At 69.0% G+C, this 22,062-nt stretch carries 17 protein-coding genes; 7 read left to right on the top strand and 10 right to left on the bottom strand.

Features of this window, described 5'->3' with window-relative positions:
* Nucleotides 1-25: 25 nt before the first annotated feature.
* Both ACIHAO_RS33750 and ACIHAO_RS33755 read left to right on the top strand, forming a co-directional pair.
* Nucleotides 26-745 (top strand): 2-phosphosulfolactate phosphatase, encoded by a 720-nt coding sequence (locus ACIHAO_RS33750; RefSeq protein ID WP_396564762.1) that lies wholly within the window; start codon nt 26-28, stop codon nt 743-745.
* Nucleotides 742-1,545 (top strand): MBL fold metallo-hydrolase, encoded by an 804-nt coding sequence (locus ACIHAO_RS33755; protein WP_396564764.1) that lies wholly within the window; start codon nt 742-744, stop codon nt 1,543-1,545. The genes ACIHAO_RS33750 and ACIHAO_RS33755 overlap by 4 nt, the downstream gene beginning before the upstream one ends.
* Here ACIHAO_RS33755 and ACIHAO_RS33760 read toward each other — a convergent pair.
* Nucleotides 1,542-2,162 carry a disulfide bond formation protein DsbA gene (locus ACIHAO_RS33760; RefSeq protein ID WP_396564766.1) on the bottom strand — a complete coding sequence of 207 codons (621 nt, stop codon included), beginning with the start codon at nt 2,160-2,162 and terminating at the stop codon, nt 1,542-1,544. The two genes, ACIHAO_RS33755 and ACIHAO_RS33760, sit on opposite strands and share 4 nt — an antisense overlap.
* Nucleotides 2,163-2,329: 167 nt before the next feature.
* On the opposite strand from ACIHAO_RS33760, the gene pepN reads away from it, so the two are divergent.
* Nucleotides 2,330-4,903: an aminopeptidase N gene (pepN, locus tag ACIHAO_RS33765; RefSeq protein WP_396564768.1), complete on the top strand. Its 2,574-nt coding sequence runs from the start codon at nt 2,330-2,332 to the stop codon at nt 4,901-4,903.
* An 84-nt stretch (nt 4,904-4,987) separates the two neighbouring features.
* On the opposite strand, the gene ACIHAO_RS33770 is transcribed toward pepN, so the two are convergent.
* From ACIHAO_RS33770 to ACIHAO_RS33780, 3 genes are all read right to left on the bottom strand, one after another.
* Nucleotides 4,988-5,470, bottom strand: a complete 483-nt coding sequence (locus tag ACIHAO_RS33770) for a DUF5130 family protein (RefSeq protein WP_125785992.1) — start codon at nt 5,468-5,470, stop codon at nt 4,988-4,990.
* On the bottom strand, nt 5,457-5,714 hold the full coding sequence (locus ACIHAO_RS33775) for a hypothetical protein (protein ID WP_034313897.1): 258 nt from the start codon (nt 5,712-5,714) through the stop codon (nt 5,457-5,459). The genes ACIHAO_RS33770 and ACIHAO_RS33775 overlap by 14 nt, the downstream gene beginning before the upstream one ends.
* Before the next feature lie 763 nt (nt 5,715-6,477).
* Nucleotides 6,478-6,972, bottom strand: a complete 495-nt coding sequence (locus ACIHAO_RS33780; RefSeq protein ID WP_037319481.1) for an HNH endonuclease — start codon at nt 6,970-6,972, stop codon at nt 6,478-6,480.
* Between the two features lie 420 nt (nt 6,973-7,392).
* Here ACIHAO_RS33780 and ACIHAO_RS33785 point away from each other — a divergent pair, with 420 nt between their 5' ends.
* Genes ACIHAO_RS33785 through ACIHAO_RS33795 form a run of 3 tightly spaced genes read left to right on the top strand, consistent with a single transcriptional unit; the run spans nt 7,393 to nt 10,339 of the window.
* Nucleotides 7,393-8,370, top strand: a complete 978-nt coding sequence (locus ACIHAO_RS33785; RefSeq protein ID WP_396564771.1) for a mechanosensitive ion channel family protein — start codon at nt 7,393-7,395, stop codon at nt 8,368-8,370.
* Between the two features lie 20 nt (nt 8,371-8,390).
* On the top strand, nt 8,391-8,786 hold the full coding sequence (locus ACIHAO_RS33790; protein WP_396564773.1) for a globin: 396 nt from the start codon (nt 8,391-8,393) through the stop codon (nt 8,784-8,786).
* Nucleotides 8,786-10,339: a glycoside hydrolase family 13 protein gene (locus ACIHAO_RS33795; RefSeq protein ID WP_396564775.1), complete on the top strand. Its 1,554-nt coding sequence runs from the start codon at nt 8,786-8,788 to the stop codon at nt 10,337-10,339. Before ACIHAO_RS33790 ends, ACIHAO_RS33795 begins: the two co-directional genes overlap by 1 nt.
* Before the next feature lie 77 nt (nt 10,340-10,416).
* On the opposite strand, the gene ACIHAO_RS33800 is transcribed toward ACIHAO_RS33795, so the two are convergent.
* A complete protein-coding gene (locus ACIHAO_RS33800) occupies nt 10,417-11,877 on the bottom strand; it encodes an LVIVD repeat-containing protein (RefSeq protein ID WP_396564777.1) in 1,461 nt (486 codons plus the stop codon).
* Nucleotides 11,878-11,964: 87 nt separating this feature from the next.
* Between ACIHAO_RS33800 and ACIHAO_RS33805 the strand changes: the two genes are divergently transcribed.
* The gene (locus ACIHAO_RS33805; RefSeq protein ID WP_396564779.1) at nt 11,965-12,606 is read left to right on the top strand and encodes a DUF305 domain-containing protein; all 642 of its coding nucleotides are present in this window, start codon (nt 11,965-11,967) and stop codon (nt 12,604-12,606) included.
* A gap of 80 nt (nt 12,607-12,686) precedes the next feature.
* Here the strand turns inward: ACIHAO_RS33805 and ACIHAO_RS33810 are convergent, their stop codons facing one another.
* The 5 genes from ACIHAO_RS33810 to ACIHAO_RS33830 form a co-directional block, all read right to left on the bottom strand.
* Nucleotides 12,687-12,983 (bottom strand): hypothetical protein, encoded by a 297-nt coding sequence (locus ACIHAO_RS33810; RefSeq protein ID WP_396564781.1) that lies wholly within the window; start codon nt 12,981-12,983, stop codon nt 12,687-12,689.
* A 63-nt stretch (nt 12,984-13,046) separates the two neighbouring features.
* Nucleotides 13,047-13,682: a hypothetical protein gene (locus tag ACIHAO_RS33815; protein ID WP_396564783.1), complete on the bottom strand. Its 636-nt coding sequence runs from the start codon at nt 13,680-13,682 to the stop codon at nt 13,047-13,049.
* Complete coding sequence (locus ACIHAO_RS33820; protein WP_396564785.1) at nt 13,675-14,094, bottom strand: acyl-CoA thioesterase; 420 nt, start codon at nt 14,092-14,094, stop codon at nt 13,675-13,677. Before ACIHAO_RS33820 ends, ACIHAO_RS33815 begins: the two co-directional genes overlap by 8 nt.
* Nucleotides 14,094-19,067 carry an NAD-glutamate dehydrogenase gene (locus tag ACIHAO_RS33825; RefSeq protein WP_396564787.1) on the bottom strand — a complete coding sequence of 1,658 codons (4,974 nt, stop codon included), beginning with the start codon at nt 19,065-19,067 and terminating at the stop codon, nt 14,094-14,096. The genes ACIHAO_RS33820 and ACIHAO_RS33825 overlap by 1 nt, the downstream gene beginning before the upstream one ends.
* Nucleotides 19,068-19,409: 342 nt before the next feature.
* The gene (locus ACIHAO_RS33830) at nt 19,410-22,049 is read right to left on the bottom strand and encodes a hypothetical protein (protein WP_396564789.1); all 2,640 of its coding nucleotides are present in this window, start codon (nt 22,047-22,049) and stop codon (nt 19,410-19,412) included.
* Between the last annotated feature and the right edge of the window lie 13 nt (nt 22,050-22,062).

The following is a 22,062-nucleotide window of genomic DNA, read 5'->3' on the forward strand; positions in this document are numbered from 1 at the left end:
GTTCCCGGGCGAGCATGCTGTGGGGGTGGACATCAGACTCGAATGGGGAACCGAGGGAGTCGCCGCGCTGGGCGCGGACTGCGCCGTTCTCGTCATCGTCGACGTACTTTCCTTCTGCACCACAACGGATCTCGTCCTCGGCAACGGCGGCCGCGTACTGCCCGTCCGCTGGCGCGATCAGCGCGGTGCGGAAGCCGCGAAAGCGCGAGGAGCCATCCTCGCGGGTGAAAAACGGTGGACCTTGCGACCTTCGTCTGTGACGGAAATCCCTTCCGGCACCCTCCTCGCGCTCCCCTCCCCCAACGGCGCCACGCTCTGCGACGCCGCAGCCACGACCGGTGCCGTCGTCCTGGCGGGTTGCCTGCGCAACGCGACGGCCGTCGCCGCCCGCGCGGCGGAACTGGCGGACGGTGCGCCGATCGGCGTGATCCCGGCGGGGGAACGCTGGGGTATCGACATCCACACCGAAGCCACGACGTTCGGGCCGCTCAGGCCGTGCGTCGAGGACCAGCTCGGCGCAGGAGCGATCGTCGCGGCGCTGGACGGCTACGGCCGTCTGTCCGCCGAAGCGCGTCTCGCCGCCATCGCGGCGAAATCGATCGACATCGCCGAAGCACTGACAGAGTGTTCTTCAGGACGTGAGCTCGCCGCGGCCGGACACGCGAACGACGTGACACTCGCCGCGAGGCTCGATACGAGCAGCATCGTTCCCTTGCTGCGCAACGGAATTCTGGAGGATTCGTGACTTGGCTCGAACTCGCGGACGGCGTGTACGCCCGCCGTTACGAAGAGCTGGACCTGACCGTCGGCCTCGTCGTCGGCAGTGAGCGCTGCCTGGTCGTCGACGTCCGCGGCGACGTCGACCAGGGTGCCGAACTGGCCGCGGCGGTCCGGGAGATCACGCCGCTGCCGTGGTCGGTCGTCTACACCCACGCCCATTTCGACCACGCCTTCGGCACCACGGCGTTCCTGCCGTGCGACGTTTGGGCGCACGAAGGGTGCGTGGCCGAGCTGACCACCTACGGCGAGGGCGCGCGCCGCAAGTGGATCCAGCACTACCTCGGCGAGAACCGGCCCGAGATGGCGGAGGCGCTGGAGCGCACCGAGATCACCCTGCCCGGCAAGCTGGTCACCGACACCGCGGAGATCGACCTCGGCGGCCGCACCGTCGTGCTGCGCTTCCTCGGCCGGGCGCACACCGATCACGACCTGTTCGTGCACGTGCCCGACGCGGGAGTCGTCTACGCGGGCGACGCCGTCGAGAACGCGGAAGCAGGCTTCAGCGCGTTCTCGTTCAACGACGGCAGTTTCCTGGCCGAATGGTCCGGTGTGATGGACGCGATCCGCGCGCTGGAGCCGAAGATCATCGTGGCCGGGCACGGGGACCCGGTCGACACCGCGTTCATCGAAAAGCACCGCGACGGGTTGCGTGAACTCGTCACGCTCAAGGCCCGGATCGCGGAGGGAGACCTCACGACGGACGAAGCCGTCGTGAGGTCCTCCTACCCCGACGATGTCACCAGGGCCGCACTGGCGACGCCTTAGTCGAAGTTCAGCTCACCGGACCGGGTGCGCTTCAGCTCGAAGAAGTCCGGGTAGCTCGCCAGCGCGCGGGCGCCGTCGAACACCTTGACGGCTTCCTCGCCACGCGGGATCGAGCTGAGCACCGGGCCGAAGAAGGCGACGCCGTCGATGTGGATGGTCGGGGTGCCGACGTCCATTCCGACCGGATTCATACCTTCGTAGTGACTCTTTTTCAGCGCTTCGTCGTACTCGGCTGACTCCGCGGCGTCGGCCAGCTCGGCCGGGGCGCCGATGGCCTCGAGGGTCTCCTTGATGACCTTCGGGATGTCCTTGTCGCCCTGGTTGTGATGGCGCGTGCCGAACTCCGTGTAGAAGTCGCGCAGGGCCTCTTCGCCGTTCTTCTGCGCCAGCGCGGTGGCGACGCGGACGGGACCCCAGCCGCGGTCCAACAGCTCCTTGTACTGCTCAGGCAGGTCCTCGCGGCCGCTGTTCAGCTCGGACAGGCTCATGATCCGGAACCTCAGGTCGAGGTCGCGGTGCTTCTCCACCTCGAGGATCCAGCGCGAGCTGATCCAGGCGAACGGGCAGATCGGATCGAAGTAGAAGTCGACCTTGGTCGTCTCGGACGGGGCGGTCATCAGGTTCTCCCAGTGCCATCGTCTTGGGTGGGCCGGTACGCACAGAGTGCTACACAGCGAGCCAACATCGCGGCCATCGGCGTTGTTCCCGTCGTCAGCACCGGCCTGGACATGATTGGATGCCAGTAGTTGGAAACCAAAACCGATACCGATGACCAGAGGTGCCAGTGCCCGCCCCCAACCTGACCCGAGACCAAGCCAAGCTGCGCGCGGAGCTGCTCGACGTCGAGTCCTACGACATCGAGCTGGATCTGACCGACGGCCGCGGCGGTCCCGGTGAGAAGACCTTCACGTCGAAGACGACGATCAAGTTCGCGAGCGCCAGAAGCGGCGAAGCGTCGTGGGTCGACATCGTCGCCGAGGGGATCGAGTCGGCCGTCCTCAACGGGACGGAACTCGACGTCAGCGGGTACGTCGAGGACAAGGGCGTCGAGCTGCCCGCGCTCGCCGAGTCGAACGAGCTCGTCGTGGACGCGGTCTGCCGGTACATGAACACCGGCGAGGGCCTGCACCGCTTCGTCGACCCGGTCGACGACGGCGTCTACCTCTACACGCAGTTCGAGACCGCGGACGCGAAGCGCATGTTCGCCTGCTTCGACCAGCCCGACCTCAAGTCGGTCTACCGGCTCACCGTCGTCGCGCCGAAGGACTGGAAGGTCATTTCGAACGCGCTGATCGAGTCGGCCGAGGAGACCCCGGAAGGGGCCGTCCGCACCGTGTTCAAGGTGTCCGAGCGGATCTCGACCTACCTGGTCGCGTTGATCGCCGGCCCGTACAGCGAGTGGCACGACGAGTTCTCCGACGCCCACCGCACGATCCCGCTGGGCATCTACTGCCGCGCCTCGCTCGCCGAGCATATGGACGCGGACAAGCTGTTCACCGAGACCAAACAGGGTTTCGCCTTCTACCACGAGAAATTCGCCACCCCGTACCCGTTCTCCAAGTACGACCAGCTGTTCGTGCCGGAGTTCAACGCGGGCGCGATGGAGAACGCCGGCGCCGTCACCTTCCTGGAGGACTACGTCTTCCGGAGCCGCGTCACGCGCTACTACTACGAGCGCCGCGCCGAGACGCTGCTGCACGAGATGGCGCACATGTGGTTCGGCGACCTGGTCACCATGCGCTGGTGGGACGACCTGTGGCTGAACGAGTCGTTCGCGACCTTCGCGAGCGTGCTCGCCCAGGCCGAGGCCACCGAATACAAGAACGCGTGGACCAGCTTCGCGAACATCGAGAAGTCGTGGGCGTACCGGCAGGACCAGCTGCCCTCGACGCATCCGATCGCCGCGGACATCGTCGACCTGCACGCGGTCGAGGTGAACTTCGACGGGATCACCTACGCCAAGGGCGCGAGTGTCCTGAAGCAGCTCGTCGCCTACGTCGGTCTCGACCACTTCCTCGAAGGCCTCAAGGTCTACTTCGGCAAGCACGCCTGGGGCAACGCGACCCTGGCGGATCTGCTGGGTGCGCTGGAAGAGGCCTCCGGCCGCGACCTGTCGTGGTGGAGCGCGCAGTGGCTGGAGACCACCGGCCTCAACTCGCTGAGCCCGCGCTACGAGGTCGGCGCCGACGGGAAGTACACCGCTTTCGCCGTCACCCAGACCGGTGCCAAGCCGGGTGCCGGTGAACTGCGCGCGCACCGGGTCGCGGTCGGGGTCTACGACGAGGACGAGCACGGCAAGATCGTCCGCAAGCACCGCGTCGAGCTCGACATCGACGGCGAACGCACCGAGGTGCCGGACCTGGTCGGCCTCCCGGCTGGCAAGCTCGTGCTGGTCAACGACGACGACCTGACCTACTGCACGATGCGGCTCGACCCGGCGTCGCTGACCACGCTGATCGACCGCATCGCCGACATCACCGAACCGCTGCCCCGCACGCTGTGCTGGTCGGCGGCGTGGGAGATGACGCGCGAGGCCGAGCTCAAGGCCCGCGACTTCGTCACGCTGGTGCAGCGCGGCGTGCACACCGAGACCGAGGTCGGTGTGGTGCAGCGGCTGCTGCTGCAGGCGCAGACGGCGCTGAACTCGTACGCGAACCCGGCGTGGGCGGCGGACAAGGGCTGGCCGGAGTTCAGCTCGCGGCTGCTGGAGCTGGCGCAGGGCGCCGAGGCCGGTTCGGACCACCAGCTCGCGTTCGTCAACTCGCTCGCCGGATGCGTGCTCGACGACAAGACGCTGGCGATCATCGCGGGCTGGCTCGACGGCACGGCGCCGCTCGACGGCCTGACCGTCGACACCGACCTGCGCTGGCGGCTGCTGCACGCGCTCGTCGCACACGGCAAGGCGGAGAACCCCGAGATCGACACCGAGCTCGCGAAGGACGACACCGCCGCCGGACGGCGTCAGGCGGAGCGCTCGCGGGCGCTGCGGCCGACCGCCGAGGCCAAGGCCGACGCGTGGCAGCGGGCGGTGTACGACGACGAGCTGCCCAACGCGGTCAGCGACTCTCTCATCACCGGCTTCTCCCACCCCGGCCAGAAGCACCTGCTCGGCGGCTACGTGACGCGCTACTTCGAGGTCATCGACGAGGTGTGGCAGCGGCGCTCCAGCGAGCGGGCGCAGCCGACCGTGGTCGGGCTGTACCCGTCGTGGGCCGTCGAACCGGCGACCGTCGAGGCGTCGGACGAGTGGCTTGCCGGGGAGCACCCGGCGGCGCTGCGCCGTCTGGTGTCGGAAGGCCGGGCCGGGATCGTGCGGGCGCTGGCCGCCCGTGAGTTCGACTCGCAGGCCGGGGTCTAGTCACGTAACGCAATGAAGGGGCCTTTCATAGCAAAATTTGCTATGAAAGGCCCCTTCATTGCACTTGAAAGCGGCTGAAGAGCGTCAGTGCTGCGGAGCGCCCGCCTGGTCGCTCAGCATGCGAAGCGCGTTCACGAGGCCGCCGATGAGGTCGCCTTCCTTGAAGGAGGCCACCATGCTGGCCACGGCGAGCTTCGCGCCGCGGTCGGGCAGGCGGAACCGGGCCTGCGAGCCCGTCACGATCTCGATGGCGCGCTGTCCGGGCGACACGGCGACCACCACGGCGTCGGCCGGGTTGTCGGTCGAGGCCAGCAGGCCTTCGGCGGTGACGCGCGTGTCCTCACCGAGATCGCCGAGGTACACACTGAAGTCCAGGCCGGTCTCGCGGCTGGCCAGCGTCAGCGCCTCGTCCAACCGGGCGAGCTGCTGGGTGGTGAATGGGCTGATCGGCCCAGCCGGTTCGTACATCTTGGCGGCGGAAATCCGGCCGCTGGAAGTAACGGCGGCGCCGTAACCGGGCTCTTCGTCAACAGCGGTGGACGAATGGGTCAGTTCACCAGTTGCCACGAGCGCCTCCCGTCACCGAAGCTCCGTCCGCCGCACCGACGGCGGTCGCGCCGCCCGCGTGCGAATGCCTGGCGCCGACCCCGTCGGGGTTGGCGCTCCACCACATGGCCGGGTACTCCCACGGCTGCCCCGGCCGGTACCGGGCGACGCCCGCGCCCTTCGACCGCAGCGTGGCCACCCCGCAAAGCGCGTAGATGACCAAGGGGATCACCGCGAAGACCAGGATCGTCTCGACAAGGTTCACGCGCGTGAGCGTATCCGATGGCGTGCGGCCGCACCCGCTCGCACGGGTGTGCGCCGCGGCACCAACCGCTCACCGTCCGGAGGGGGCCGTCCGCCGCTTGCCGCGAAAGCGCTCCCACGTTGGGCCGAAGCCCTCAAGGCCGAAAGGTTGCAACTCAACGTACGGGCGGCCGCACCCGGCGCTGTCGTCTTGTCGGAGCCTTGAAATCCTCGTAGCTTTTTCACCTGTACGGGCCTTGCGCCCAGCTCTCCCACCCCAGCAGGTAACGCACCGGTCGCAGGAGGATATGTCATGCAGAGCACCCAGACACCCGGCCAGGCGATCATCGACGACGTTTCGTCACTCTTCGAAATTGGATTCGTCCCCGGCACCCGTGTGACGGCGGGCACACGGGTTACTCGCGGTACTCGTGTCACTCGCGGTACGCGGGTCACCGCCGGTACCCGGGTCACTCGCGGAACGCGCGTCACCCGAGGCACTCGAGTCACCGCCGGCACCCGCGTCACCCGTGGCACGCGCGTCACTCGCGGCACCCGCGTGACCGCCGGAACCCGCGTCACCTGCGGCACGCGTGTCACGCGGGGGACCCGCGTCACCCGTGGCACCCGCGTCACCTGCCAGAGCGACTTCTCCCTCGCCGCCTGAGTTCGGGCACGACCGGTCAACGGGGGACGGCGTACTCCGTAACGAGCTTCATCACGGCATCATCGGCTCGCCCCGGCCGCCGCAAGGCAGCCGGGGCGCCGACGTGTTCATGGTCTGATCAGGCCGCGGTTCCCAGGTACGGCCGCCACAACGGGTCGGCCTCCTTCGAATGCGCGAGCAGCCGCCAGTGCGGCCCGTGCGGGGCCCTCGGCACGACGCGCAGCCGCCAGCCGATCTCGGAAAGCAGCTTGTCCGCCTTCCGGTGGTTGCACTTGGCGCAGCAGGCCACGCAGTTCGTCCAGCTGTGGGGGCCACCGCGACTGCGCGGGACGACGTGGTCGATCGTCTCGGCCCGCCCTCCGCAGTAGGCGCAGCGGTACCGGTCGCGGTGCATCAGCCCGGCCCGGGTCAGCGGCACCTGTGCGCGGTAGGGCACGCGCACGTAGGTGCTCAGCCGGATCACCGAAGGCACGGGCAGCGAGACCGTGGCGGCGTGCAGTTCGAGTCCTCCGGGGTCGCCGTGCACCACCTCGGCCTTGCCACACATCACGAGGACCACCGCGCGCCGCAACGGCAGCGCCGTGAGCGGCTCGAACGTGGCGTTCAACAGCAATACCCGTCTGCGGCCCCAAGACGACGCTGATGTCGCAGTGGGTACCGCCGTGGTCGACGGGTCCCGCCCTCTACGCTGTCCGGGCGGACGGGCTACACCCCCTGGCCGCGTTCCCGGCCCGGCCGGTGGGGCCCCGTGCGAGGGGGCACCTCCCGGATGAGCGCGCAACACGACCTCCGGCGCCTGTCCGGCCAAGGCTTGGCTCGGGACGCCGAGGGGGATGGGTTGTCGGTCTGGCACTCGACCACCTCCACCGGTGCAGGCATAGTCGACCACAGATCAGCCCCAAAACGCACGTGTGTTAGTGGACGTGTCACATGCCCGCGACCCGGCGGCCACCTGTGAGCAGGTATTCCGAATCTCCGCCGCGCGGAGCAGCGCGAACGAACCCTGCCGAGTACGAAAGGACATTTCTTCTCAGTGAACCTGCTGCCCACGGAACCCCCGGCCTGCACGCGAGACGCCGAAACCTTCTGCTACCAGGTGTTCCAGGTCACAAAAAACGAGTGGCTGTCCGCGTCGGCAGGCTGGCTGCTGACCAAGCCGCTCAGGATCCTGATGATCGTCGCCGTGGCGTTCCTGCTGCGGTACCTGGTGCGACGCCTGATCAACCGCGTGACGCGGATGCCGAGCGGTTCCTCGAAGCTGCCCGCCCTGTTGAGACCGCTGCGGGAGAAGGCTCCCGAAGTGCTCGGCTCGGCGGTGATGGAACGACGTCGTCAGCGCGCCGCCACGATCGGCTCGGTGCTCAAGTCGATGGCGACGTTCCTGATCTACGGCCTCGCGTTCATCCTCGTACTCGGCGAACTGGGCATCGACCTGGCGCCGATCATCGCCTCCGCCGGCATCGTCGGCGTCGCGCTCGGTTTCGGCGCGCAGAATCTCGTCAAAGACTTCCTCTCCGGCATCTTCATGATGATCGAGGACCAATACGGCGTCGGTGACGTCGTCGACGTCGGCGAAGCGTCCGGCACCGTCGAGGCCGTGGGCCTCCGGATCACCACCCTGCGTGACATCAACGGCACCGTCTGGTACGTCCGCAACGGCGAGGTGCTCCGGGTCGGCAACTCGAGCCAGGGCTTCGCGGTCGCCGTCGTCGACGTCCCCCTCAGCTACTCCGCCGACGTCGAGAAGGCCATCGAACTGATGGCCCAGAAGTCGACGGCCCTCCTGGAGAGTGAGGGGCTGGCGCCCAACGTCCTCGAGCCGCCCGAGATGCTCGGTGTGGAGACCGTCACGCCCGAAGGCATCAAGGTCCGCATGACGGTGAAGGTCCGCCCTGGCAAGCAGTGGGCCGTCCAGCGCGCGCTGCGGGCGCATCTGCTCGCCGCGCTGGACGAGGCCGGCTTCGAGCCGCCGCTGGGACGCTTTATGTCCACCGGCCCCGCCCCGCAGTAGGACAAGGGCAGAATGGAGCTGTGTCCGTGACCGAACCTGACCCCGCCACCTTGTACGAAGCGATCGGCGGTGAACCCGCCTTCACCCGGATCGTCGCGCGGTTCTACGCCGAAGTCGCCGTCGACGAGGTGCTTCGCCCGCTGTACCCCGAGGAGGACCTCGGCCCGGCCGAGGAGCGTTTCCGACTGTTCCTCATGCAGTACTGGGGCGGCCCGCACACCTACTCGGATCAGCGCGGTCACCCCAGGCTGCGGATGCGGCACGCCCCGTTCAAGATCGGCCCGATCGAACGCGACGCCTGGTTGCGCTGCATCAGGATCGCGGTCGACGAGGAGCACATCGAGGAGCCCTACCGCTCGCAACTGTGGGCGTATCTCGAAATGGCCGCCAACAGCATGATGAACAGCTTCGTGTGATGGCGACGGGCGCGGCTTGGTGGGACCAGGCGGTCTTCTACCAGGTCTACGTGCGCTCGTTCGCCGATTCGGACGGGGACGGCGTCGGTGACCTCGAAGGCATCCGCGGCAAGCTCGGTTACCTGGAGTTGCTCGGGGTCGACGCGTTGTGGCTGACGCCGTTCTACCGCTCCCCCATGGCCGACCACGGCTACGACATCGCGGACCCGCGCGACGTCGACCCGATGTTCGGCACCCTCGGCGACTTCGACGTCCTGCTGACCGAGGCGCACAAACGCGGCATCAAGGTCACCGTCGACGTCGTCCCCAACCACACCAGCAACACCCACGCCTGGTTCAAATCGGCGATGGCGGCGCCGCCGGGCAGCCCCGAGCGGGATCGCTACATCTTCCGTGACGGGCTCGGCCCGCGCGGCGAACTGCCGCCGAACAACTGGGTCAGCGCGTTCGGCGGCCCGGCGTGGACGCGGGTCCCGGACGGCCAGTGGTACCTGCACCTGTTCTCGCCGCAACAGCCGGACCTGAACTGGGCCAACCACGAGGTCGCGGCCGATCTGGAGCGGACCCTGCGGTTCTGGCTGGACCACGGGGTGGACGGCTTCCGCGTCGACGTCGCGCACGGCATGGCGAAACCGCCGGGCCTGCCGGACATGGACCCGCGGGTGAACCCGCTCGGGCCGAGCGAGTTCTACGACCCGAGGTTCGACAACGACCGCGTCCACGAGATCCACCAGATGATCCGCAAGGTGCTCGACGAATACCCGGGCACGATGGCCGCCGGCGAGATCTGGGTGACCGACGAGGAACGCCTCGCTCGCTACCTGCGGCCCGACGAGCTGCATCTGGCGTTCGACTTCCGGCTCGTGCTCACGCATTTCGACGCGGACGCGCTGCGGACGGCCATCGAGCGGTCCCTGGCGGTGCCGAAGTCGGCCGGAGCCCCCGCCACCTGGACGTTGGGCAACCACGACGTCTGGCGGCAAGTCAGCCGCTACGGCGGCGGCGAACGCGGCGTGCGGCGCGCGCGGGCGATGGCGCTCGTCGAACTCGCGCTGCCCGGGGTGGTCTATCTGTACAACGGTGAGGAACTGGGGCTCGGCAACGTCGACCTCCCGCCGGAAGCGCTCGCGGACCCGCGTGCCAAGACCTCCGGCGCCGAGTTCGGCCGTGACGCGTCACGGGTGCCGCTGCCGTGGGAAGGCGACCTGCCGCCGTTCGGGTTCTCACGCAATCCGCGGACATGGCTGCCGATGCCCGCTTCGTGGGCGTCGGTGACGGTGGAGGCGCAACTGGAGGATCCGGCGTCGACGCTGTCGCTGTACCGGCAGGCGATCGAGATCCGCAAGTCGCACAAGGCCTTCGGCGGTGACGATCTCGAGTGGTACGGCGCGCCCGCCGGATGTTTCGCGTTCCGGCGGCGCGGCGGCGGGCTGGTGTGCGCGCTGAACACGTCGGCCAGCCCGATCGCGCTGCCGCCCGGTGAGGTGCTGCTGTCGAGCGTTCCGCTGGTGAACGGGAAACTGCCGCCCGATGCGGCCGCCTGGCTCGTTTGAGCGCCCCTCGAACGCAATGAAAGGCCCCTTCATTGCAAATTTTGCAATGAAGGGGCCTTTCATCTCACGCTAGTGGGTCACTTGTTGAAGCCCGGGTGCAGCTTGTACTGCGTCTGGGCGTTGAACTCGTTCTGCCGGACGAGCTTCGCCGGAGCGGTCCGCCAGTCGTTGAGGTCCAGGACGTCCAGACCCTTCACGATGTCGGACGAGAAGATGTGGCCGTTGTACCAGTACGCCGACCAGGTTCCACCGCCGACGAGCTTCTCGTTCGAGAGCGGGCCCCGCTCCCAGTACGCGATCTCCTTCGGCCGCTTCGCGTCGGTGAAGTCCCACACCGAAATGCCGCCCTGGTACCACGACTGGACCATGATGTCCTTGCCCGGCACCGGGATCAGCGAACCGTTGTGCGCCACGCAGTTCTCGGTCTCGGACTGCAGACGCGGGATCTTGTAGTAGCTGACGAACTCCAGCTTGCGGTTGTCCCCGCGGCCGGTGATCTGGTAGATGCCGTTGGCGCCGCGAGTGGGGCCGAACTTCTCCAGGCAAGTGGCCATCCCGCCACCGCCGAGCTCGTCGGTGAAGACGACCTTGGTGGCGTCGTTGTTGAAGGTGGCGCTGTGCCAGAACGCGAAGTTCACGTTGTCCTGCACGCGGTTGATGACCCGCGGCTTGAGCCGGTCGGAGATGTCGATCAGGACACCGTCACCCATGCAGGCACCGGCCATCAGATCCTTCTCCGGCAGCGCCGTCAGGTCGTGGCAGCCGGTGGTCTCCGACCGGCGGGTGCCGTCGGGGTTGGGACCGCCGGGGTTGCCGCCGCCGTCGGCGGCCGGGAACATCACCGGCGTCGCGACGAGCGAAGCCTTCGCCGGGTCCTTCACGGGGACCTTGATGATCGACAGCTTGTCGTGCGGCGGCTGGCAGTCGGGCAGGTTCGCCGCCGGCGCGTACGACGAGACGTAGATGTAGACGTCCTTGCCGCGCTTGTCCGGCACCAGGGTGTTGGTGTGCGAACCGCAGTCGGTCTCGACCGCCGCGACGTACTTCGGCGCCGCGAGGTTCGAGATGTCGAAGACCTTGATGCCCTCCCACGCCGTCTTGTCCGAAGCGGGCTTCGAGACGCTGTTGCAGGAGTTGTCGCTGCGTGACGCGTCGGTCGAGAGGAAGAGCAGGTCGCCGGAGACCGACACGTCGTTCTGCCCACCGGGGCACAGGACCTGGCTGACGATCTTCGGGCGGTAGGGGTTGCGGACGTCGTAGACGTTGAAGCCGTCGTACGTGCCGATGATCGCGTGACCCTTGGTGAACGCGATGTCGGTGCCGGTCGAGTCCTTGGTGAACGGTCCCTGCTGCGGGAGGTTCGCGATCGACCGGAGGTTCGGGCTGTGGACGATCTCGTCCACCCCCGGAATCGCGGTCGCCGACGGTTCGGCGGTGACGGCCGGCGCGGCGAGCGCGCTGGAGGCCCCGAGGGCGGCGACTGCGGCCGCCGACACGAAGACCCTGGTCAAGCGGCGTTTCAGCCCAGGCTGCAGCACGATATGGCTCTCCTTCCACCCAGCTTTACGCGCACCTTATTCCTTATTTAGGCTCAGCAGATACCGACCAACGGAGGATCTCCCGGGATGAGAAAAAGTTTGACATCGGCGCTGCTCGTTGCCGCTTTCGTAGTCTCGGGCTGCAATGGCGACGAAAACCCGGCCGCACCGGCCCAGAGCGCACCGGTCATCGCTCCCGGGAAGCCCGGCGAGCAGGCGGGCACCGGTGTTCCCGGCCCGGTGAACCGCGATCAGCCCAACGAGGCCGACGTCGAGTACATGACGATGATGATCCCCCACCATCAGCAGGCGAAAGTGATGACCGACCTGGTGCCGGGCAAGACGGCGAACGAGCAGATCCGGGCCATCGCCGGCCGGATCTCGGTCGCGCAGGACGGCGAAATCGCGATGATGAAGACCTGGCTTGCCGACCGCGGCAAGCCGGTGCCGGGCACGGGCCACGGCGACCACGGCGGGGGGCACGATCACGCGCTCATGCCGGGTATGGCGACCGAGTCCCAGCTGGCGGATCTGCGCGCGGCGAACGGGGTGGCGTTCGAAAAGCTGTTCCTCGACCTGATGATCGCGCATCACCAGGGCGCGCTGACCATGGCCGAGACCCAGCTGGGTAAGGGCGTGGAGATCAAGGCGCAGGAGATGGCGCAGGAGGTCATCACCGGCCAGACCGCCGAGATCGAACGCATGCGGGCGATGCGCTCGAAGCTCTAACCCAGTCCCCGCAATTCGGCACCTGCTTGCGATGGTTCGCGATCCGGACTACCGCAAGCAGGTGCCGAATCGCGAAGGTGTCAGGCGTCGCCGGAGGAGCCCAGGTCGAACCCGGAGTCGCCGGAGTCGGCTGAGTCGTCGAGGGTGCCCGAGACGATCCAGGTCGCCAGCGCGGCGGCCTGGACGTAGGGCGCCGCCTTCGCCGCGGCTCGTCCGGCGGATTTGGCACGGCCCCATTTCTCCGGGCGTTCGGCGCGTTCCGGCGCCTCCTCACCCGGCGGACGCTCGGTCCGCCACGGGGTCTCCTCCGGCCGGACCTCGGCGAGGAAGTCCGCGGTCGGGTCCTCCCCGTCCTTACCAGCGTCCTTGTCGGTCATGGGGACAGCCTGACACCGCGGGCGGCCGGAAGCCACCCGCGGTGTGAAGCGGTAAGGGACTCGTCAGAACAGCAGCGGCAGGAGCGCGTGACGGCGCTTCAGCACGGCGCCGTACCTGGCGTCGATGCGCATCCACGAATCCGTCGCGGTCACCCGGACGACGTCGCCGTCGATCGACGAGTCCACGAAACCCATCCCCGACAGCGCGAACAGGCACCGCATCTGGACTTTGATCTCCTGCTCGTTGCCCGAAACGGTGAGCACCGTCTGGTCCATCAGCGAGGCGGGCGGGTTGCCGTGCGGTCCGACGTTGTCGCGGGCCAGTGTGACGCCCCGATCGGCCAGCTCCGAGATCACCGTCGCCGGCAGTTCGTCCACCAGCTGCCAGCGGCCGGAAGCGGGCAGCTCGGAATGCCACATCAGGTCGCGGGCCGGGCCCGGGTCCATCCGCTCGCCGCCGGCCACGGTCAGCGCGGCGAGCAGCTCGTTCCCAGATACGGTGACGTCCGACGGCGTGATGTCGCCGGCGACCGCCCTGGTGGCGAGGACCTCGAACGGGGTCGTGCTCCACGCCTCGACGACGCCGTCACCGCGCTGCCGAAGCCGCACCAGCGTGTTCTGGTCGAGCCGGACCGCCCTGGCCACGAACGCGCCGAGCGTTTCGCGGTCACCCGCGTCCGGGATGACGAGCTCAGGCATCCGCGAACCCCTTCTCCAGGAAGGCGCGTTCGTCCTCGGTCAGCCGCCGGGGCCGCTCCGACCTGGTGTCGAACGGCGCGAGCACCGTCTCCGCGGTGACCGCGACCTTGTCGGACCCGGCGGGCCCGGCGTGCACCCGGTAGCCGAGGGTGAAGCTGGCGTGCTTCAAGTCCTTCAACGAGATCTCCACCCGGATGTCCTGATCGGACACCACGATCGGCGAACGGTAATGGACGGCCAGCTTCACCACAACGATGCCCTTGGGCAGTTCGGTGAGCCCGGCCCGGACGGCGTCCCCGAACAGCAGGGGGATCCGTGCCTCTTCGAGCAGGGTCACCAGATTCGCGTGGTTGACGTGCCCGTAGACGTCCATATCCGACCAGCGCGGCCGGATCAGGGAAATGTACGCCACTACCTCACCGTGCTCCGGATCTGCCTCGCCGCCACCGACAGCGTCGCCAGGTCGAGTTTGCCGAACTGGCTGATCTCGTCCAGCGCGACGCGGGCCCGCTGCAACCGCGAAGCGTTCGTCTTCTCCCAGTGCGCGATCTTCTCGTCCGGGTCGGTGCCCGAATCGCTGTGCCGCAACGCGTCCAGCGTGATCGTCCGCAAGGAACCGTACACGTCGTCCCGCAACGCCAGCCGCGCGAGCGCGTGCCAGCGGTTTCCGCGTTCGAGACCACTGATCGACGTCAGCATCTTGTCGATGCCGAGGTGATCGGAGAGCGCGTAGTACAGGCCCGCGGTCTCCGCCGGGGTGTGCACCGCGTCGATGCCCGCCTGCTGCTCGGCGAGTTCCGCGACGTCGGTGACGTCGAGCAGGCCGAAGGTGTGCAGCAGGAGCGCGACCCGCTCCGCCAGTTCCGCCGGGACGCCCTTCTCGATCAGCCGCTCGGTGTTCGCGTCCACCGAAGCGCACTCGACACCGCGAAGCAGCTCATGCGCCCGCGGGGCCAGTTCGCCGACGACCCGGCCGAACCGGTTGATCTCGGCGAGCGGGGCCAGCGGCTGCGGCCGGTTGGTGAGGAACCAGCGGGCGGCCCGGTCGAGCAGCCTGCGGGTCTCCAGCATCATCTCGTCCGCGACCTCGGTCGGCACGACGTTGTCCAGCGCGTCGATCTGGGCCCACAGCGACGGCAGGTCGTACACGTGGGTGACCACGGCGTACGCGCGGACGGCGTCGGTCGCGGTCGCGTTCATCTCCTCCATCAGGCGGAAGACGTACGAAATCCCGGCGCCGTCGACGACCTCGTTGGCCACCATCGTCGTGATGATCTCGCGCTTCAGCGGGTGCTGGAAGATCGCGTCGCCGAAGCGTTCCCGAAGCGGCTTCGGGAAGTACTCGGGCAGGCGACGCGAGAACACCTCGGAGTCCGGCAGCTCGCTCGCCAGCAACTCGTCCTTCAGGTCGAGCTTGACGTGTGCGAGCAGCGTCGCCAGCTCCGGCGAGGTGAGGCCTTCGCCCGCCTTCTCCAGCGCGCGGAACTCCGCCGAACTCGGCAGCGCTTCGAGCTTGCGGTCGAAAGCGCCCTTCGCGACCAGCGCCGCGACGAGCCGCTGGTGCACCGAGACCATCGGACCGGCGTGCGCGCGGCTGACGCCGAGCACGGCGTTCTGCCGGTAGTTGTCGGCCAGCACCAGCTCGCCGACCTCGTCGGTCATCTGCTCCAGCAGTTCGTTGCGCTGCTCGGCGTCCAGCGATCCGGTCGAGATCAGGTGATCCAGCAGGATCTTGATGTTGACCTCATGGTCGGAGCAGTCGACGCCGGCGGAGTTGTCGAGCGCGTCGGTGTTGATCTTGCCGCCCGTGCGGGCGAACTCGATCCGGCCGAGCTGGGTCAGCCCCAGGTTCCCGCCCTCGCCGACGACCTTGACGCGAAGCTGGTTCCCGTTGACACGCACGGCGTCGTTGGCCTTGTCGCCCGCGTCGGCGTGGGTCTCGTTCTCGGCCTTGACGTAGGTGCCGATGCCGCCGTTCCACAGCAGTTCGACCGGGGCCAGCAGGATCGCCTGCATGAGGTCGTTCGGCGCCAGCTTCGTGACGTCCTCGCCGAGGCCGAGCGCCTCACGGACCTGCGGGCTGATCGGGATCGTCTTCGCCGACCGCGAGAAGATCCCGCCGCCCTCGCTGATCAGCGAGCGGTCGTAGTCCTCCCAGGACGAACGCGGCAGGTCGAACAGCCTGCGCCGCTCGGCGAACGAGGTCGCCGAATCCGGGTTCGGGTCGAGGAAGATGTGCAGGTGGTTGAAGGCGGCCACCAGCCGGATGTGCTCCGAGAGGAGCATGCCGTTGCCGAAGACGTCACCCATCATGTCGCCGATGCCGACGACGGTGAAGTCCTCGGTCTGGGTGTCCTTGCCCAGCTCACGGAAGTTGCGCTTGACGCTCTCCCAAGCACCCTTCGCGGTGATGCCCATGGCCTTGTGGTCGTAGCCGACCGAGCCACCGGAAGCGAAGGCGTCGCCCAGCCAGAACCCGTAGTTCGCCGAGACCTCGTTCGCGATGTCGGAGAACTTCGCGGTGCCCTTGTCGGCCGCCACCACGAGGTAGCTGTCGTCGCCGTCGTGGCGGACCACGCCCGGCGCCGGAACGGTCTTGCCTTCGACGCGGTTGTCCGTCACGTCCAGCAGGCCGGAGATGAACATCCGATAGCAGGCGATGCCCTCGTTCAGCTGGGCGTCACGGTCGAGGCCCGGGTCACCTGTAGCCGTCGGCGGCCGCTTCACGACGAAGCCGCCCTTCGCGCCGACAGGCACGATGACCGCGTTCTTGACCGCCTGCGCCTTGACCAGGCCGAGGATCTCCGTGCGGAAGTCCTCCCGGCGGTCGGACCAGCGCAGGCCACCGCGCGCGACGTCACCGAAGCGCAGGTGCACACCCTCGACCCGGGGCGAGTACACGAAGATCTCGTACTTCGGCCGCGGCTCGGGCAGTTCGGGCACCGCGCTCGGGTCGAGCTTGAGCGCCAGGTACCGGCGGGAGTTCCCCTCGCCGTCGGTGACGTGGTAGTTCGTGCGCAGCGTGGCGAGGATGACCGCCATCAGCCGTCGCAGGATCCGGTCCTCGTCGAGGCTGGTCACCTCGTCGACCAGCTTGCCGATCTCGGTGGTCAGCTGCTCGGCCTGCGACGCGCGGGCCTCCTCGCCGAGCGAGAGATCGAAGCGGGTCTCGAACAGCCGCACCAGCGCGGTGGCGATGTCGGTGTGCGCGAGGACGGTGTTCTCGATGTACTCCTGCGAGAACGGGATCTTCGTCTGGCGCAGGTACCGCGAATAGGCCCGCAGGATGGCCGCCTGACGCCAGGTGAGCCCGGCGCGCAGGACGAGGCCGTTGAAACCGTCGACCTCGCAGTCGCCGCGCCAGGCAGCATGGAAGGCGTCCTGGAAGCGGGTGCGGAGATCGTTGTCCGCCTGGTCGAGGACCTGCGGGTCGATCCGCAGGCCGAAGTCGTAGATCCACGACCGGCCGCCGTCCTCGCGGCGCAGTTCGTACGGACGTTCATCGACGACCTCGACGCCCATCCGCTGCAGGACCGGGAGCACCTGGGAGAGGGTGACGCCCTCGCCGCGCAGGTACAGCTTGAAGCGCCGCTCCCCCGCCTCGGCGTCGGCCGGCAGGTAGAACGACATCGACAGGTCGCCCTCGTCGGTCAGCGCCTCCAGGGCACGGAGGTCCGCGAGCGCTTCGAGCGCGGTGAAGTCCTCTTTGTAACCCTCGGGGAACACCGCGGCGAACCGCTGCCCCTGTTCGCCAGCGGACTCCTCGACCATCAGGCCGATCGCGACGCCACTGTCGCCGGCGCGCTCGCGGCGCTCGGCGAGGATCGCCTCGACCATCCGGTCGTCCCAGCCTCGAACGGCTTCGTTGAGCCGTTCCTGGATGCGCAAGGTGTCCGGTTCGGACCGCTGCGACGGATCGGTGTGCACGATGAAGTGCACCTGCGCGAGCACGGTCTCACCGATGCGCGCGCTGTACTCCAGTTGCGTGCCTTCGAGTTCTTCGAGCAGGACCTCCTGCATCGCGAGCCGCGAACGGGTCGTGTAGCGGTCACGCGGGAGGTACACGAGGCATGAGTAGAAACGGCCGTACGGGTCGCGGCGCAGGAACAGGCGCAGCCGTCTGCGATCCGACAGCGTGATCGCGCCCGTCGTCGTCGAGTACAGCGAATCGGTGTCGGCCGAGAACAGGTCCGCGCGCGGCCAGTTCTGCAGCACCTCGAGCATCCGCTGGCCGGAGAAGGACTCCATCGGGAAGCCCGCGCGGTGGATGACCTCTCGGACCCGGTTGCAGACCACCGGGATGTCCAGCACGTTCTCGTGCAGGGCGGTGGTGGTGAACATGCCGAGGAAGCGGTGTTCGCCGGTGACCGTCCCGTTGGCGTCGAACGTCTTCACGCCGACGTAGTACGGGTAGACCGGACGGTGCACCGTCGACGGCGCACTCGCCTGCGTCAGCACCAGCAGCGTCGGCGCGAGCGCGGACGCCGCCGTGTCGGGACCGGCGGTGAGGCTGCGCGCGGCCAGGCTGTCCTGACGCAGCACACCCAGACCGGTGGCCAGTACCGCGCGCAGGGCGGGCTCGTCGCTGTCCGGATGCGGGTTGTCGATCAGCTCGTAACGGCGGTAACCGAGGAAGGTGAAGTGGCCGTCGGCCAGCCAGCGCAACAGCCGGGCACCCTCCGCGACCTCGTGCGGCGACAGCTGGGGCGGGTTCGCGTCCAGCTCGTCGGCGAGACGGCGAGCCGTCTCCGCCATCTTGTCGGTGTCCTCGACGACCTCGCGGACATCACCCAGCACCGACGACAGCCGGTTGTCCAGCTCGCGGGCCCGGTTCGGGTCCGTGACCAGGTCGATCTCGATGTACATCCACGATTCGGCGGCCGAGTTCGACGGCGGCTCCGCCGGGTCGGCGTCCGGGTGGACCTCCAGCAGCTCACCGGTCAGATCGCGGGTCACCACGACGATCGGGTGCACGATGCGCTGCACCTGCACCCCGTCCCGCGCGAACTCCGCCGCGACGGAATCCACCAGGTACGGCATGTCGTCCGTGACGACCTGCACGACCGTCGCCTCACGCGTCCAGCCGTCTTCGGGGCCTGTCGGGTTCAGCAACCGCACCGCGGGACGGCCGGGCATCCGGTCCTTCGCCAGCTGGAGGTGCGAGCGGACGGCGCCGACGAGGTCGACCGGGTCGTCACCGAGAATCTCTTCGGCCGGGATGTGCCGGTAGTACAGGCGGATCAAGTCGCCGATCTCCGGGGCGTATGCCGCGGCGGCGTCGATCAGGTCGTCCCGGATCTGCTCCGGGTTCGCCGACCGGCGCCGGGCGCCATCCTCGGTGCCGACATCTTTTCCGGGCAGGGACGAGACTCCCGTCGAGCTCATTTGAGGCAACTCTCCACTGTAGCGAGATTGACACCGCGACCGGCACGACTCTGTACCGGCCCAGACCCAACCTACAGCTCCGGACAGTCGGCCCCACAAGGCCGGGTCCTTCCCCGCCGTCGAAGATTTCCCTGCTCAGATACCGGAATCGCCGTGATCGGTTCAGCTACTCACCGGTCACATCGGCGGTCTGTCCGGCCCTTCCCGAGCCCCGCCGCACCGGGGTGACCAGCACCCATTGCCCCGCGAGGGCGCGGCGGACGGTCCCGCCGGACCGACTGAATCGTTCAAGCCACGTTCGGTTCCCACCGAGGTGAGCAAGGGACCTTTGCTATCGCGTGGTCAGTCGCTTCCGTTGGCGCGGTGCCGGTCGTGGCCGTTGACCGGACGCTTTCCCGAGTCCTGGGAACCGAGCTGCTTCACGAGCGCGGCGGCGCTGGCGGTGCCCGCCTGATGCTCCGCGAGCGCGCGGGCGAGCAGGTCGGCGAGACCGGCGTCCGGCGGCGGCTCGTCCTCCGCGATCGCGCGGGCGTAGCTCTCCGGGAACGGCGTGATCGGCCGCCAGGAACCGGTGTCGGTCAACGGATCCAGCGCGGGCGGCATCCGCAGCCGCGGCAGCCACGGATCCGCGACCTCTTCCTTGGCGCTCGGGCGAGGGCTTTCCCGGGTTTCGCGGTTCGGAGGCGGCGGCGGGTCTTCCCGAGGCGGCGGCGCGAGCGGCACGGCGGGTTCGGCGTACTCGACCGGGGGCTGCTCTCGACGGGCACGGCCGGAGTCGGCACGCTCTTCGGCGACGGGTTCCGGATGCACGGGATCCGCGGCGCCGTCCGCGCGGCGGCGGCCACCGCCCTGCCCTCCGGCGCTCGAAATCCCGAGCCGGTCCAGCACCGACTTGGCCGCCACGGAACCGTGTTCGGCGTCGTGCCTGGTCTTGCGCGAAACGGGAGCGGAAGACCGGCGGGCACGCTCTTCGGCCGCCCACTCGTCGCTCTCCCACAACGGGGCGGCGGTCCCCGGCGGACGCGGAGTCCGGACCTCCGCCGCCATACGCGGCCGGGGTTCGGCCGCGGGTTCGGGAGCGAGAAGCAACTCCGGGGCCACGGATTCCGGGAACGCCACGGGCATCGGTTCCTCGGCCCGCACCGGTTCCTCAGTCCACACCGGTTCTTCGGCCCGGACTGGCGCCTCGGGCTCGGGCCGCCGTCGCGCGGCCGGGGTTTCGGGCTGGGCGACCGCTGGTTCGGCCGCGACGGTCTCGCGAGGAGCGGGAGCCTCCGGACGGCGTCGCCGGCCGGTCTCCAGGCCCGGACGCGACGCGGGCGCGGGCTCCGGTTTCGGCGGCGGCATCAGTTTCGGCGCGACGGGTTCGGCCCTGGGCTCGAACCGGATCGACGGCTTGGGTTGCTGAGGTTTTTTCGGCACCCGGCGGCGCCAGTCACTGTCGGACGCCGCCGCTTCCTGAACGGGCTCCGGACGGGGCGGCGGTTTCAACACCGGTGTTTCGATCTTTTCCGCGACCGGCGTCACGGCGGGCTCCACCGGACGTGGCGGCTCGGCGGGACGGGGGACCTCGACCGGCGCCTGCCGCACCGGAGCGGATTCTGTCTGTCGGCTCTGCCGCACCGGAGCGGGTTCCCTCTGCCTGCTCTGCCGTACCCGCGCGGGTTCCGCCTGCGTGTCCTGCCGCACGGGCTGCGTCGGCTCGCGACGGACCGGCGGCTCGGCCGCGGCCCGCTTCGGGGGCGCCGCGTCGATCGGCGCCATCACCGCGGTCACCTCGGCGGGTTCCGGCGCCGGAACCTGCATCGAGGTCGCCGACGGCCTCCCGGCGACGGCCCGCAGGACGTCGTCGAGGTCGACAGCCGCGTTCTCGGCCGCTCCGAACTCGCCGACCAGGACGTTGCACGCCTGCCTGCGCGCCCGCGAGTGCAGGTGCTCGGCGGCACGCGAACGATGCAGGCAGCCGATGGCCTCCTCGGCCCGCCCGAGCCGTTCCTCGATCTGCGCGAGTTCCAGCCACAGCCGTGCCGTGACGGCGTGCAGGTTGTGATCCTCGGTCGCGGCGACCGCTTCACGGACGAGCATGCCCGCGGCTTCCCCGGATCCCGCGGGCAGCAGGACACGGGTGGCCACCGCCAGCCGCAGCCACGCGGCAGGCGCGATCCCGGCGGCCCGGACGGGCGCGTCGAGGATCGGCTGCGCGACCTCCAGCGCCACCTCCGTGTCGCCCCTGTCCAGCAACGTGCAGACGAGTTGCAGGACCAGCCTGATCCGGACGAGACCTCCGTCGTCGTCAGGATTCGCGAGCTTTTCGAGCATGCCGAGCCCGGTCCGCGCGGCGTCGGCGGCCGACGTCAGATCTCCGTGACGGCGACGGTGCGCCGACACCCCGACCCGCAGCATCGCGCGGATCAGCAGTTGCGAGTCCGCCGTCATCGAGCCGTCGCCGAGCACCAGCTTGTCCGCCTCGGCCAGCACCCGATCCAGTTCCGCCTTGCGGCCGAACTGCGCCAAGCAGCCGACGAGGTGACACAACGCCTCTGCCCGGTGCGCCGGCGAGACCGCCGGATCCGCCAGCAACGGACGCAGCGCGGCCAGCCCCGTCAACGGGATGCCGACACTGCGCGCGCAGACCGCCAAGTCGATCCGCAACCGGGCGGCGATGTCGCCGTAGCCCGCGTGTTCGGCGGCGCGCAGGGCGGCCACCGCCCTGCCGACCGTCCGGGGACGGCCACCCAGCCGCACCCGCGCGCTCACCACCAGGCTCTCCGCGCGGATCCACTGTTCGTCGGCACCGGCGGCCTCGGCGAGCGCTGCCGCTCGCTCCCCGAGGACCAAGGCGAGCTCGGGCGCCCTCAGGTGCAGGGCGTCCGCGCGTTCGATCAGCCTGCCGACAGCGGACAGGGTTCCCCCGGTGGCAGCCGTCCGCCCACCCACCAAAGTGGTGGGCGAGCCCGGCCGTTGGCGCTTGCTGGCTTCCACGGGGAACCCCCGG

The organism is Amycolatopsis sp. NPDC052450, assembly GCF_044547565.1.
GTDB lineage: Bacteria > Actinomycetota > Actinomycetes > Mycobacteriales > Pseudonocardiaceae > Amycolatopsis.

Coding starts and splice junctions, on each gene's coding strand:
- ACIHAO_RS33760 (WP_396564766.1), bottom strand. CDS start 2,162: ATGACCGCCCCGTCCGAGACGACCAAGGTCGACTTCTACTTCGATCCG.
- ACIHAO_RS33795 (WP_396564775.1), top strand. CDS start 8,786: ATGGCGACGGGCGCGGCTTGGTGGGACCAGGCGGTCTTCTACCAGGTC.
- ACIHAO_RS33805 (WP_396564779.1), top strand. CDS start 11,965: ATGAGAAAAAGTTTGACATCGGCGCTGCTCGTTGCCGCTTTCGTAGTC.
- ACIHAO_RS33810 (WP_396564781.1), bottom strand. CDS start 12,983: ATGACCGACAAGGACGCTGGTAAGGACGGGGAGGACCCGACCGCGGAC.
- ACIHAO_RS33815 (WP_396564783.1), bottom strand. CDS start 13,682: ATGCCTGAGCTCGTCATCCCGGACGCGGGTGACCGCGAAACGCTCGGC.
- ACIHAO_RS33825 (WP_396564787.1), bottom strand. CDS start 19,067: ATGAGCTCGACGGGAGTCTCGTCCCTGCCCGGAAAAGATGTCGGCACC.